The following is a 14,198-nucleotide window of genomic DNA, read 5'->3' as shown; positions in this document are numbered from 1 at the left end:
TGAACGCCTTATCCGGCCTACGGTTCGGGCACAAGTTTGTAGGCCTGATAAGACGCGTCAGCGTCGCATCAGGCAATAGTGCTCAGGGCCGGATGCGGCGTGAACGCCTTGTCCGGTTTACTGGACAAAGCACTGTGCACAAGTGCAACAATCAACTCCATTTGCGCCATTCCTCCCCGCGCGCTAGCATGATATTTCACAAAGGGAGGTCGTATGGATCTGTTGTACCGGGTAAAAACACTTTGGGCTGCGCTGCGCGGTAATCATTACACCTGGCCTGCTATCGATATCTCTCTTTCCGGTAATCGTCATTTTCATCTCATTGGCAGTATTCATATGGGTAGCCACGATATGGCTCCCCTGCCCGCCCGGCTGCTCAAAAAACTCAAACAAGCCGATGCGCTTATCGTCGAGGCGGATGTTTCCACCAGCGATACCCCATTTGCCAATCTCCCTTCCTGCGAGGCGCTGGAAGAGCGTATCAGCGAAGAACAGATGCAAAACCTGCAACACATTAGCCAGGAGATGGGCATTTCTCCCTCGCTGTTTTCTACTCAACCGCTGTGGCAAATTGCGATGGTTCTTCAGGCGACACAGGCGCAAAAACTGGGGCTGCGGGCAGAATATGGTATCGATTACCAGTTATTGCAGGTAGCGAAGCAACAACATAAGCCCGTGATTGAACTGGAAGGGGCAGAAAATCAGATTGCCATGTTGCTCCAGCTTCCCGACAACGGACTGGCACTGCTGGACGATACTCTGACCCACTGGCATACCAACGCCCGGTTGTTGCAACAAATGATGAGCTGGTGGCTGAATGCGCCACCGCAAGATAATGAAATAACGCTGCCCAATACATTCAGTCAGTCGCTGTACGATGTGCTGATGCACCAGCGCAATCTTGCCTGGCGGGATAAATTACGCGCTATGCCGCCGGGGTGCTATGTGGTCGCGGTTGGCGCACTGCACTTATATGGAGAAGGGAATTTGCCGCAGATGCTGCGCTAAAAAAATGGCCAATATCGCTATTGGCCCGTCAAAGAGGAATTTCATATTTTTATTATTATGCCGTCACTTTAAGCGACGGTGTAAGTCGATTGTCGCTCAATCTCACCATCCTGCCAATACTCTTAGGCAAGATGACTCTTTTTTTTGGGCCGCCATCAGGCGTATGCTTTCTCCGTTTTTTGTTTGAGGCAGGAAAATTACGATGACACCCGCAGTTAAATTACTCGAAAAAAACAAGATTTCTTTCCAGATTCATACCTACGATCACGATCCGGCTGAAACTAATTTTGGCGATGAAGTGGTCAAAAAATTAGGTTTAAATGCGGATCAGGTCTACAAAACGCTGCTTGTCGCGGTGAACGGCGATATGAAACATCTGGCGGTAGCCGTTACGCCAGTCGCAGGTCAACTGGATCTTAAAAAGGTGGCAAAGGCGCTGGGTGCCAAGAAAGTGGAGATGGCCGATCCGATGGTGGCACAACGCACCACGGGGTATCTGGTTGGGGGAATTAGCCCACTGGGGCAGAAAAAACGTCTGCCGACGATCATCGACGCCCCCGCGCAAGAATTTGCCACCATTTATGTTTCTGGTGGTAAACGCGGGTTAGATATCGAACTGGCAGCAGGCGATCTGGCGAAGATCCTCGATGCGAAATTTGCCGATATTGCTCGCCGCGATTAAGCATTGTGCCGGATGCGCACATCCGGCACTTTCAGATTACTGCCAGCTTACCTCACCTTTCGGCTCATATGCGCTCGCATCCAGCGGCGAGTTTTTCTGGATATAGCCTTTCAGCACTTCAGCATCAATAAAGCCGGTATTCACATAACCCGGTTTGTTATCAAGGCGCGGATAACCATCACCACCGGTGGCATTGAAGTTTAATGTCGCCATGCGGTAAGTTTTCGCCGGATCGACTGCTTCGCCTTTGATTTTCAGGTCGTTCAGTTTGCCGTCTTTCGCCACAAAGCTGACGTTGGCAAATTGCGGATAGGCACCGGAATCCGGCTTCATTTGCGCGACGGCGGTCAGGTAATCAATCACCTCTTTACCCGTCATATCCACATACACCACCACATTGCCGAACGGCTGCACTTTCAGCACGTTTTTGTAGCTGATATTACCAGCCTCAATGGAGTCGCGAACCCCGCCGCCGCTCATCACCGCGAAGTCAGCGCCTGTGCGATCCATTTGTGCCGCCAGAATTAATCGTCCCATATTGGTCTGCACAAAACGGACTTTGCTGCGGTCACCTTCCAGGCGACCATTGGTTTCGCCAATTTTCACTTCCAGTTGCGCTTTGCCTTTGTTCTGGAACGGCGATAACAGCGAGATCATTTGCTGGTTCTCAGCGATTTCCGGGGTGTAAAGCACACGTTCACTTTTCCCGTCTTCCCAGGTCACTTTCTTCTTCAGATTCACCGGAATCAACTGGTAGTTGACCATTTTCATTTCGCCATTGCGGAACTCAAAATCAGCCCGCCCCACGTATTTCCCCCACTCATGCGCCTGCACAATCCAGATGCCGTTTTGTTGATCCGGTTTACAAGGCGTACCAGGAACATAATCGACCTGTTTTTTATTTTCCGCCGCCATACAGACCGGATCTTGCGAGTGACCACCGACGATCATCGCCAGCGATCCGGCAGGCAGGCTGCGCGCCATCTCTACATCGCCCGGAGCATTTGAACCGTGCTCACCATTGTCGTAATGCCCCATATGCGTGGCGGCGATAATAATGTCCGGCTTCTCTGTCTGTTGCAGTTCCTGAATCACCAGCTTCGCTTCGTCGGCAGGTTTACGAAACTCAATGTCAGTGAAATATTCCGGGTTACCAATTTTCGCCGTGTCATCAGTCGTCAGACCAATAACCGCGATTTTCAGATCCTGACGCTTAAACAACGCCCAGGGTTTAAACAGGCGCTCGCCGGTACTTTTTTGATAGATATTGGCGGACAGCAACGGGAACTTAGCCCACTTTTCCTGCTGACGTAATACGGCGAGCGGGTTATCAAATTCATGATTACCGATCGCCATCGCGTCATAACCCACCAGATTCATGCCGCGAAAATCAGGTTCAGCATCCTGTAAGTCGGATTCCGGTACACCGGTGTTAATGTCGCCACCAGAAAGTAACAGCACGCTACCACCTTCAGCAGCGACTTCTTTGCGGATACCATCCACCAGCGTTTTTTGCGCCGCCAGACCATATTCGCCATATTCATTACGCCAGAAATGACCGTGGTGATCGTTGGTATGAAGCACCGTAATTTTGTAGGTTTTATCCTGCTCATAAGCCTGGGCGGTTTCACTCGCCAGTGTAAATGCGGCTAATAATGCTAATGCCACACCCCGCTGCAAAAACTTCATATTTCTCTCTCCCTGACCAGATATCAACGTGTTGAAAATTAGTATGACGCGACATAATAGACAAATCTGTGTGTGGTGATGGTAAATCTACATACAAAAATGGAAATTCTGTATTAAGCATTGAGACTTCCTTAAGACAGCGCATGCAGGTATGTTAGTCAGGTAATAATCACAAATAAGATAATTCTTTACATCGCAACCCTGAAAAAGTGACTTTCCTATGGCAATGAGTGAACAAACCCAGCCTGTGGCGGGCGCGGCTGCGTCAACCACTAAGGCACGCACATCGTTTGGTATTTTAGGCGCAATCAGCCTCTCGCATCTGCTGAACGACATGATCCAATCGCTAATTCTGGCGATTTATCCTCTGCTTCAGTCTGAATTTTCTCTGACATTTATGCAGATTGGCATGATTACCCTGACGTTCCAGCTCGCTTCCTCTCTGCTGCAACCGGTGGTCGGCTACTGGACCGATAAATACCCGATGCCGTGGTCGCTGCCGATTGGCATGTGCTTTACCCTGAGCGGCCTGGTGCTTCTGGCGCTGGCGGACAGTTTTGGTGCGGTTCTGCTGGCGGCGGCGCTGGTCGGTACAGGTTCATCGGTCTTTCACCCGGAATCTTCCCGCGTGGCGCGTATGGCGTCTGGGGGGCGTCATGGCCTGGCACAATCTATCTTCCAGGTAGGCGGTAACTTTGGTAGTTCGTTGGGGCCATTGCTGGCGGCGGTGATCATCGCACCTTACGGCAAAGGCAACGTCGCATGGTTTGTACTGGCAGCACTGCTGGCTATCGTAGTACTGGCGCAAATCAGCCGCTGGTACGCCGCGCAACACCAAATGAGTAAAAGCAAACCGAAAGAAGTGATTGTTAACCCGCTGCCACGCGACAAAGTGGTACTGGCAGTCAGCATCTTGTTAATCCTGATTTTCTCGAAATATTTCTATATGGCGAGCATCAGCAGCTATTACACCTTTTATTTGATGCAAAAGTTCGGTTTATCTATCCAGAATGCCCAACTTCATCTGTTTGCCTTCCTGTTTGCCGTCGCGGCGGGAACCGTCATTGGCGGGCCTGTGGGGGACAGAATTGGTAGAAAATATGTAATTTGGGGTTCTATCCTCGGCGTTGCGCCGTTTACCTTGATTTTACCTTACGCCAGCCTGTACTGGACGGGTATTTTAACGGTGATTATTGGATTTATCCTCGCCTCGGCGTTTTCCGCCATTCTGGTCTACGCCCAGGAGCTACTTCCGGGGCGTATCGGCATGGTTTCTGGACTCTTTTTCGGTTTTGCTTTCGGGATGGGAGGCCTTGGCGCAGCGGTTCTGGGGCTTCTCGCTGACCATACCAGCATCGAGTTAGTTTATAAAATCTGTGCTTTCCTGCCGCTTCTGGGAATGTTGACCATATTCTTACCTGATAATCGGCATAAATCCTGAATTCCCGGCAGCCAAAGGTAAACTTTGGCTGCTTCATTTTGCAGTAGCCATAAGCCTTTCCTCTTCATACACCTCATCACTTTTCCGATCCGTGCTTTTTTTGCGGCTAATTCCATTTTTCTGCAAAATTCAACAATTATTCATAAACATCATCAATGAAATTGTCATAAACTATTACCTGTAATTTTGGTTTTCCCGGCCAAAATATGGACAACTACCACCAGGAAAAGGAGACGGAATGCATCACGCCACCCCGCTTATCACCACAATTGTTGGCGGCCTTGTGCTTGCCTTTATCCTCGGCATGCTGGCCAATAAACTGCGTATTTCTCCTCTGGTGGGATATCTGTTAGCGGGTGTGCTGGCTGGCCCCTTTACCCCAGGTTTTGTTGCTGATACTAAACTGGCACCGGAACTGGCGGAGCTGGGCGTTATTCTGCTGATGTTCGGCGTCGGCCTGCATTTTTCGCTAAAGGATTTAATGGCGGTAAAGTCGATCGCCATTCCCGGCGCGATTGCCCAGATAGCCGTGGCGACGTTGCTGGGCATGGCTCTCTCTGCCGTGATCGGCTGGTCGTTGATGACCGGCATCGTGTTCGGCCTGTGCCTTTCCACCGCCAGTACCGTGGTACTGCTACGCGCGCTTGAAGAACGGCAATTGATAGACAGTCAGCGCGGGCAAATCGCCATTGGCTGGCTGATTGTGGAAGATTTGGTGATGGTTCTTACGCTGGTATTGTTGCCGGCGGTAGCGGGGATGATGGAACAAGGCGATGTTGGCTTTGCCACGCTGGCGGTTGATATGGGGATCACCATCGGCAAGGTGGTCGCATTTATCGCCATTATGATGCTGGTGGGCCGCCGTCTGGTGCCGTGGATTATGGCGCGGAGCGCAGCAACCGGTTCGCGTGAATTGTTTACCTTATCGGTGCTGGCGCTGGCATTAGGCATTGCTTTTGGTGCAGTAGAACTGTTTGACGTCTCCTTCGCGCTGGGCGCATTCTTTGCCGGAATGGTGCTTAACGAATCCGAACTTAGTCACCGCGCAGCGCATGATACGCTGCCGTTGCGCGATGCGTTTGCGGTGCTGTTCTTTGTCTCTGTAGGCATGTTGTTTGATCCACTGATCCTGATTCAGCAACCGCTGGCGGTGCTGGCTACGCTGGCGATTATTCTGTTTGGTAAATCAGTGGCAGCGCTTTTCCTGGTTCGTCTGTTTGGTCACTCCCAGCGTACAGCGTTAACCATTGCCGCCAGCCTGGCGCAGATTGGTGAGTTCGCCTTTATCCTGGCAGGTCTGGGGATGGCGCTGAATCTGCTGCCGCAGGCAGGGCAAAACCTGGTGCTGGCAGGCGCGATCCTGTCGATTATGCTCAACCCGGTGCTGTTCGCGCTGCTGGAGAAATATCTGGCGAAGACCGAAACACTGGAAGAGCAGACGCTGGAAGAGGCTATCGAAGAAGAGAAACAGATCCCGGTGGATATTTGCAACCACGCGATACTGGTGGGCTATGGTCGCGTGGGCAGCCTGCTGGGGGAAAAATTGCTCGCGTCTGATATTCCGTTAGTGGTGATTGAAACATCACGAACCCGTGTTGATGAGTTGCGTGAACGCGGGGTTCGCGCAGTATTAGGCAACGCTGCTAACGAAGAGATAATGCACCTGGCGCATCTGAAATGCGCGAAATGGCTGATTCTGACCATTCCCAACGGTTACGAAGCCGGTGAGATTGTGGCCTCTGCTCGCACCCAAAACCCGGATATTGAGATTATCGCCCGTGCCCATTATGACGATGAGGTGGCGTATATCTCCGAACGTGGAGCAAATCAGGTGGTGATGGGTGAACGCGAAATTGCCCGTACTATGCTGGAACTGCTGGAAGCGCCACCGGCTGGTGAGGTGGTGACGGGGTAATATATTGACATCATTGCCGGATGCGATGCTAACGCATCTTATCCGGCCTACGCGTGCCATCTTCCGTAGGTTGGATAAGGCGTTTACGCCGCATCCGACAGTCATCAGTTCGCTGGTTTAACGATCCCAGTAAGACTCTTCCAGACTGTCTTCACGCTCCGGCAGCCCGCGTGTTAAGCGTGGTGAATGCTGGTTCAAAACCTGATAACTGACGCGGTTAGCGTATTTACACACCTGCGCTAACGACGAATAGGTTAGCCAGGTGAATTTATGCTTACTGGAATTTGGCACGTTGGTGCGGTGATAACTATTGGCGGTAATGTCATGCAACAACGCTGCCAGCGCCCCATCTCCGGCTCCGTTGGTGTTCATGATTTTTTCCGGCCCGCCCATATATGGTGCAATGTGCGAATAGACACGCAACGGATTCTGGCAATCTTTGTGCCGCATGGCGCGGCTAAACTCATACTGGTTAAATTCGGGTATGGCCCCCGGCAATAGCGGATGCTGGGTTTTGCGTTTCGCTTCGTCTTCAGTAAAGCCCGCCATATATAAACCAATTGGCCCCGCGGTGCACAGCACCAGATCTACCCAGTCCAGTGCCTTATCAGATGCCAGCAGCGGATCGCTCTCTCCGGTCAACGCTTCCGCTTCCTCTTCGTTCATCGCCAGAATAGAAACGTGTTCTTTGAGGAACGCCTGCCACCACTGTGGGTTCTCCGCAATAACAAATTTGGTTCCCAGCGTCAGCACCACCGGCACGTTGTATTTTTTGGCATATTCAATGGCTTTCATGGTCGCTTCCGGCATCGGTTCACCCGGCTTGCAGCGCACCAGATAGGACGTTAATACCAGCGCCGACGCTCCGGCAATGACATCTTCCGGAATACTTTCCGCACGTAGCTGGTTCATATGACCCGGGCTGATAGCAAAGGTACGTTCGCCAGACTCACCAATCAGCGTAAAGCAACGACCAATCGGGCCGTCCACCCCTTGCAGATAGTTAAGATCGGTTCGACTGGAGGTGTTACACAAGTAACGGTAGGCGTAGCTGCCAATTTCAATATTGCTGCACATTACGCCCAGCAGCACCGAACGGTCATCCGCCAGCACGGAGTAATTGTGCATGGTGTTACCAATGGTGCCACCCGCGAACTGATGGGTTATCAGGTTGTTCTGTTTCAGTTCCTGATAAAGTACTTCGGCAACATCATCTTCAATCACCAGTGAATGCCCGGCGCTTAATCCATAACGCTCAATGAACTCATCATCCACTTTCGCTTCAATATCCACCAGCGTCTGGTCGATACCCACCACCCAGGCGGCGCTGGTTTCGTTTTCTGGTTGGATTTGCTGCAACAGCGGATCGCGTGCGTTTACAGGGAAGTAATGTTTGGATTTACGTTTACCGGGAAATTTCATGGTTGTTTTTACGGGTGGTTAACTGAGCGGCGAATGTTAACACAATCATGCCTGAACGCGCGAGACGCAGGCAGTTTCAATATCAGCAGGTGAGATCGCATTTTCATGGCAGTGGTTCCTTACAATGGCGTTATTTGAAAGGAGTTTTTTAATGAAGACGGAAAACAAATTATCCGTGCTGGAACTTATTTCTCCTGAAATGAAGGCCGTTGTTAATACTCTCCAGCCCGATTTACCGCCCTGGCCCGCAGCGGGAACGATTACTGAGCAACGGCAGCATTACACACTTGAGCGTCGATTCTGGAATGCTGACGCTCCAGAAATGGCAACCAGAGCTTACGCAGTCCCTACGCCTTATGGCCAGGTGGAAACACGGCTCTACTCGCCGGACGCAGACAGCACCGCGACGCTGTTTTATCTGCATGGCGGCGGTTTTATTCTCGGCAATCTCGATACCCACGATCGCATTATGCGGCTGCTGGCGAACTACACTCAGTGTACGGTGGTTGGTATCAATTACACCCTTTCACCAGAAGCGCGTTTTCCGCAAGCAATAGAGGAAATCGTGGCGTCCTGTTGTCACTTCCACCGACAGGCAAGCGATTATCAAATCAATATGTCACGCATAGGTTTTGCCGGTGATTCCGCGGGCGCGATGCTGGCGCTCGCCAGTGCTTTATGGCTACGAGATAAGCAGATTGATTGCGGTAAAGTTGTTGGTGTTTTGCTGTGGTATGGGCTTTACGGATTACGAGATTCCGTAACTCGCCGCCTGTTGGGCGGTGACTGGGATGGTTTAACGCAACAGGATTTGCTGATGTATGAAGAGGCCTATTTAGGTAACAAAGCAGACCGCGAGTCGCCATATTACTGCCTGTTTAATAATGATCTCACTCGCGATATGCCGCCCTGCTTTATCGCGGGTGCAGAGTTTGATCCGCTGCTGGATGACAGTCGCCTGCTTTACCAGACGTTAGCGGCACACCAGCAACCTTGTGAGTTCAAACTCTACTCCGGTACACTGCACGCCTTTTTGCATTATTCACGGATGATGAAAACCGCCGACGATGCTCTACGCGACGGCGCTCGATTCTTTAGCAATAGGTTGCAACCAGATTAGCCATCATTTCGATATGTTCCGGTGTAGCATTAAGCGCCGGAATATATTCATATTTTTTACCGCCCGCACCGAGAAAGACTTCACGGTTTTGCTCAGCAATCTCTTCCAGCGTCTCCAGACAATCCGCAGCAAAGCCCGGACACATCACCTGAATATGACCTACACCTTTTTCTCCGAGCATTTTCAGCGTTTCATCGGTATAAGGCATTAGCCAGGGTTCGCGACCAAAGCGTGACTGAAAGGTCATCATCACTTTTTCCGGTGCCATTCCCAGTGCTGAAGCCAGTTCACGGGTCGTTGTCCGGCAACGTTGCGGGTAGTCATCGCCTTCATCCGCATAACGCTGCGGAATGCCGTGATAGGAGAGCAATAGCAGATCCGGCTCGCCATGTTGCGCGAATGATGCACGAACGCTATTCGCTAAAGCATTAATATAAGAGGGGGCGTCGGCATAATCGCGAATAAACGAAATGCCCGGAATACTGCGTTTACGCGCCAGAATGCGCGCCAGTTCATCCCATACCGCGCCGACCGTAGAACAGGAGTATTGCGGGTAGAGCGGCAGCACCACGATATGATCGACATGCTCCGCCAGCAGTTCATCCACCGCGCTTTCCAGTGATGGCGAACCATAGCTCATTCCCAGTGCCACCGGTATTTCCGGTAAGCGTTGTGCCAGCGCCTGCTGTTGCTGACGGCTGTAAACCATTAGCGGCGAGCCACCTTCCATCCAGACAGAAGCGTACAGTTTCGCCACGCGCGGCGAACGCAGCGGTAATATCACGCCGCGCAGCAATGGCCACCACAACAGCCGTGAGGTATCAACTACGCGTTTGTCGCTTAAAAATTGTTTCAGGTAACGTTTTACCGCTTCAGGAGTGGGGGCATCGGGTGTCCCCAGGTTTGCCAGCAGGATACCGGTTTTTGTCTGACGCATTACCGCCTCTTATCGATTCAACTTGTTGATAATTGTAGCGGAAAAGTGAGGAATAAGAACTAATTGCTGTGAGAGGTATTGCCTGAGGAGGATAAGCAGACCTGCCCGAAAGTAGATCTGCTGACATGTACCATGCCTGATGCGGCGTGAACGCCTTATCAGGCAGAGTGCAAATCAATGGTGACTTAGATTAGCCGAGGATTTTTTCCAGAGCCGCGCGAACTTCAGCAACCGGTTTGGTGCCGTCAACTTTCGCGTATTTGGTGTTGCCCGCTTCTGCTTCTTTGGAGTAGTAGCCGATCAGCGGTGCAGTCATCTGATGGTATTCAACCAGACGTTTACGCACGGTTTCTTCCTGATCGTCTTTACGGGTGGTCAGCTCTTCACCGGTAACGTCGTCTTTGCCTTCTACTTTCGGCGGATTGAATTTAACGTGATAAACACGGCCAGACGGCGCGTGAACGCGGCGACCTACGATACGATCAACGATCAGTTCGTCCGGTACGTCAAATTCCAGAACGTAATCAACATTGATACCCGCTTCTTTCATCGCATCTGCCTGCGGAATGGTACGCGGGAAGCCGTCCAACAGGAAACCGTTACGGCAGTCTTCCTGAGCAATGCGCTCTTTAACCAGCGCGATCACCAGTTCGTCGGTGACCAGTTTGCCAGCGTCCATAATGTCTTTTGCTTGTTTACCCAGCTCGGAGCCAGATTTGACCGCGGCACGCAGCATATCGCCAGTGGAGATTTGCGGAATACCATATTTCTCCATGATGAACTGAGCCTGAGTCCCTTTCCCCGCGCCCGGAGCGCCAAGCAGAATGATACGCATTGCGAAAATCCCCTTAAAATGTGTCGAATTTTTTGAAAAAGCGATAAACGATACCACCAACAGGCGATTGCCTCAAGAAAGGCACCTTGGGCTGAAACGGTTAAGGGGGGGATAATTTAAGGAAAGGTGATAAAAAATGCCGGATGACGTTAAGGTCATCCGGCATCGTATTCAACGTTCAGGCCGGAGAAACGCAATCGCGTTACATCCGGTATTACATCAGGAAACCAGAAGCTGGTTCATACGACGAATAAACAGGTTCGGATCTTCCAGCGTACCGCGTTCTGCCAGCAGCGCCTGATCCAGCAGCAGTTCTACCCATTCGCTGAACTTCGCGTCATCTTCAGTATCTGCCGCACGTTTCACCAGCACGTGATCCGGGTTCAGTTCGAAGATATATTTCACCTCCGGCACTTTCTGACCCGCCGCGGCGAACAGTTTCGCCATCTGGGTGCTCATTTCGTCGGCGTCGGTCGAAACGATCGCTGGCGTATCGGTCAGACGGTGAGTCAGACGCACATCTTTCACACGATCGCCCAGCAGTGCTTTCACACGATCGATAAACGGCGTCAGCGCTTTTTCTGCTTCTTTCGTGCTTTCATCGACTTCGTCAGCCAATTTTTCCAGCGACTCATCAACTTTAGACACAGACTGGAACGGTTTACCGTCGAACTCAGTCAGATAGTTCATCATCCACTCATCGATGCGGTCGGAAAGCAGCAGGACTTCGATGCCTTTCTTACGCAGCAATTCCAGATGCGGGCTGCTTTTCGCTGCCGCATAGCTGTCTGCGGTGATGTAGTAGATTTTCTCCTGCCCTTCTTTCATGCGGGAAACATAGTCTTCCAGAGACACGGTCTGCGCAGAAGAGTCGGTATGGGTAGAAGCAAAACGCAGCAGTTTGGCAATCGCTTCCTGGTTGGCGAAATCTTCTGCCGGACCTTCTTTCAGCACCAGGCCAAACTGCTGCCAGAAGGTCTGGTATTTTTCCGCATCGTCTTTCGCCAGTTTTTCCAGCATTTGCAGAACGCGTTTGGTCAGCGCATTGCGCAGGTTACGCGTTACCGTGCTGTCCTGAAGGATTTCACGGGAAACGTTCAGCGGCAGATCGCTGGAGTCAATCAGACCACGCACGAAGCGCAGATAGTTCGGCATAAACTGTTCTGCGTCGTCCATGATGAACACGCGTTGTACGTACAGTTTCAGGCCATGTTTGTGATCGCGGTTCCACATATCCCACGGTGCCTGCGACGGGATGTACAGCAGGCTGGTGTACTCCTGCTTACCTTCGACGCGGTTGTGGCTCCAGGTCAGCGGATCGTTAAAGTCGTGGGCGATATGTTTGTAGAACTCTTTGTACTCTTCGTCAGTGATTTCCGACTTGTTACGCGTCCACAGCGCCTGCGCTTTGTTGATTTTCTCCCAGGAAATAACGGTTTCGCCGTCTTTCTCTTCGCGTTTTTCGATCTCTACCGGCAGCGCGATATGGTCAGAGTATTTGCTGATAATGGAGCGTACGCGCCAGTCATCAAGGAACTCATCTTCACCTTCACGCAGATGCAGGGTGATTTCAGTACCGCGATCTTCTTTGGTGATGTCGGCAACGGTGTATTCACCTTCGCCCGCAGATTCCCAGAACACGCCGTTTTCTGGTTTTTCGCCTGCCGCACGGGTGCGCACGGTCACTTTATCGGCAACGATAAACGCAGAGTAGAAACCAACACCAAACTGGCCGATCAACTGGCTATCTTTTGCCTGGTCGGAACCCAGCGATTCGAGGAATGATTTGGTGCCGGATTTAGCGATAGTACCCAGATGATCGATCACTTCATCACGGGTCATCCCCACGCCGTTATCAGAGATGGTCAGCGTGCGCTTGTCTTTATCGAAAGAGACACGAACGCGCAGTTCGCCATCACCTTCGTACAGATCCGGATTAGAGAGCGCACGGAAACGCAACTTGTCCGCCGCATCGGAGGCGTTAGAGATAAGCTCACGCAGGAAAATTTCTTTATTGGAATAGAGAGAATGGATCATCAGATGCAGAAGCTGCTTCACTTCTGACTGAAAACCACGAGTTTCTTGTCCTTTCATGTAGGTCTACCTCAATAATGCCATTTTTAAGGTTAAAAACGGGATGAGGGAGAGATGGGGACAAGGGGGAATAATTTCAAGCGAGAGCAGGTGATCCTGCTCTCGTTTGCTTAAAAACGAATCTTATGGCGTCCGGCAAGGGAGTGTGACAGCGTGGTGCCATCAACCATTTCCAGTTCGCCGCCAACCGGTACGCCATGCGCAATTCGACTGGCTTCAACGTCATATTGCGCGCAAAGCTCGGCAATATAGTTAGCAGTAGCTTCACCTTCGACCGTCGGGTTAGTTGCGAGGATCACTTCAGTGATTTTTTCCTCTGCCAGACGCTGTTCCAGGCGATCGAGACCGATATCGTCCGGGCCAATGCCATCCAGCGGTGACAAGTGCCCCATCAACACAAAATAGCGGCCTGAAAACTGCCCGGTCTGCTCAATGGCGTAGATGTCCGCCGGACTCTCCACCACGCAGATTTGGCCATTTTCCTGACGACGCGGATTTGAACAGATGTTACACACGTCCTGTTCGGTAAAGGTGCGACAATCGGCGCAGTGACCGATTTCCGACATCGCCCGGGTGAGCGCCTGCGCCAGACGCATCCCGCCGCTACGATCGCGCTGAAGCAGCGTGAACGCCATACGCTGCGCCGACTTCGGGCCAACGCCCGGCAGACAGCGCAGTGCTTCCATAAGCTGTGTTAACAGCGGGCTGGTTTGCATCAGAACGGCATCTTAAAGCCTGGTGGCAACTGCATTCCGGAGGAAACAGAGGCCATTTTTTCTTTCTGAGTTTCTTCGATGCGACGTGCTGCGTCGTTGAATGCCGCAGCTACCAGATCTTCCAACATCTCTTTGTCATCTTCCAGCAAGCTTGGATCGATCTCAACACGACGGCAGTTGTGCGCGCCGTTGATGGTCACTTTCACCAGACCTGCGCCGGATTCACCGGTCACTTCCAGCTTCGCGATTTCTTCCTGCATCTGCTGCATTTTTTCTTGCATCTGCTGGGCCTGCTTCATCAGGTTGCCCAGACCGCCTTTACCAAACATAGGTTTCTCT

At 51.6% G+C, this 14,198-nt stretch carries 12 protein-coding genes; 5 read left to right on the top strand and 7 right to left on the bottom strand.

Annotated elements, in window-relative coordinates:
• Window positions 1-213: 213 nt before the first annotated feature.
• Together A1SC_RS00875 and ybaK are read left to right on the top strand one after the other, a co-directional pair.
• Complete coding sequence (locus A1SC_RS00875) at window positions 214-1,008, top strand: TraB/GumN family protein (RefSeq protein ID WP_016263005.1); 795 nt, start codon at window positions 214-216, stop codon at window positions 1,006-1,008.
• A 202-nt stretch (window positions 1,009-1,210) separates the two neighbouring features.
• The gene (gene ybaK / locus A1SC_RS00880; RefSeq protein ID WP_000186624.1) at window positions 1,211-1,690 is read left to right on the top strand and encodes a Cys-tRNA(Pro)/Cys-tRNA(Cys) deacylase YbaK; all 480 of its coding nucleotides are present in this window, start codon (window positions 1,211-1,213) and stop codon (window positions 1,688-1,690) included.
• Window positions 1,691-1,726: 36 nt separating this feature from the next.
• Here ybaK and ushA read toward each other — a convergent pair whose 3' ends face one another.
• Window positions 1,727-3,379, bottom strand: a complete 1,653-nt coding sequence (gene ushA / locus A1SC_RS00885; protein ID WP_001515906.1) for a bifunctional UDP-sugar hydrolase/5'-nucleotidase — start codon at window positions 3,377-3,379, stop codon at window positions 1,727-1,729.
• Window positions 3,380-3,599: 220 nt separating this feature from the next.
• Between ushA and fsr the strand changes: the two genes are divergently transcribed.
• Together fsr and ybaL are read left to right on the top strand one after the other, a co-directional pair.
• Entirely contained in the window at window positions 3,600-4,820 is a 1,221-nt protein-coding gene (gene fsr / locus A1SC_RS00890; RefSeq protein WP_001251628.1) for a fosmidomycin MFS transporter, read from the top strand.
• A 238-nt stretch (window positions 4,821-5,058) separates the two neighbouring features.
• Window positions 5,059-6,735 carry a YbaL family putative K(+) efflux transporter gene (gene ybaL / locus A1SC_RS00895; protein ID WP_000546244.1) on the top strand — a complete coding sequence of 559 codons (1,677 nt, stop codon included), beginning with the start codon at window positions 5,059-5,061 and terminating at the stop codon, window positions 6,733-6,735.
• Window positions 6,736-6,852: 117 nt separating this feature from the next.
• Here ybaL and gsk read toward each other — a convergent pair whose 3' ends face one another.
• Window positions 6,853-8,157, bottom strand: a complete 1,305-nt coding sequence (gene gsk, locus A1SC_RS00900; RefSeq protein WP_000671588.1) for an inosine/guanosine kinase — start codon at window positions 8,155-8,157, stop codon at window positions 6,853-6,855.
• 151 nt (window positions 8,158-8,308) lie between these two features.
• Between gsk and aes the strand changes: the two genes are divergently transcribed.
• Window positions 8,309-9,277 (top strand): acetyl esterase, encoded by a 969-nt coding sequence (gene aes, locus A1SC_RS00905; RefSeq protein ID WP_016263004.1) that lies wholly within the window; start codon window positions 8,309-8,311, stop codon window positions 9,275-9,277.
• Here aes and hemH read toward each other — a convergent pair.
• The 5 genes from hemH to A1SC_RS00930 form a co-directional block, all read right to left on the bottom strand.
• Window positions 9,252-10,214 carry a ferrochelatase gene (gene hemH, locus A1SC_RS00910; RefSeq protein WP_016263003.1) on the bottom strand — a complete coding sequence of 321 codons (963 nt, stop codon included), beginning with the start codon at window positions 10,212-10,214 and terminating at the stop codon, window positions 9,252-9,254. The two genes, aes and hemH, sit on opposite strands and share 26 nt — an antisense overlap.
• 190 nt (window positions 10,215-10,404) lie before the next feature.
• Window positions 10,405-11,049: an adenylate kinase gene (gene adk, locus A1SC_RS00915; RefSeq protein WP_001313630.1), complete on the bottom strand. Its 645-nt coding sequence runs from the start codon at window positions 11,047-11,049 to the stop codon at window positions 10,405-10,407.
• Between the two features lie 219 nt (window positions 11,050-11,268).
• Complete coding sequence (gene htpG, locus A1SC_RS00920) at window positions 11,269-13,143, bottom strand: molecular chaperone HtpG (RefSeq protein WP_000678206.1); 1,875 nt, start codon at window positions 13,141-13,143, stop codon at window positions 11,269-11,271.
• A gap of 110 nt (window positions 13,144-13,253) precedes the next feature.
• Window positions 13,254-13,859: a recombination mediator RecR gene (recR, locus tag A1SC_RS00925; RefSeq protein WP_001195021.1), complete on the bottom strand. Its 606-nt coding sequence runs from the start codon at window positions 13,857-13,859 to the stop codon at window positions 13,254-13,256.
• Window positions 13,859-14,188, bottom strand: coding sequence for a YbaB/EbfC family nucleoid-associated protein (locus tag A1SC_RS00930; RefSeq protein ID WP_001515903.1), 330 nt, complete (start codon window positions 14,186-14,188; stop codon window positions 13,859-13,861). The genes recR and A1SC_RS00930 overlap by 1 nt, the downstream gene beginning before the upstream one ends.
• Window positions 14,189-14,198: the final 10 nt, after the last annotated feature.

The sequence above is a fragment of the Escherichia sp. KTE52 genome (assembly GCF_000408325.1).
GTDB classification, from domain to species: Bacteria; Pseudomonadota; Gammaproteobacteria; order Enterobacterales; family Enterobacteriaceae; genus Escherichia; species Escherichia marmotae.
This window is presented reverse-complemented; position numbering and strand designations above follow the sequence as displayed.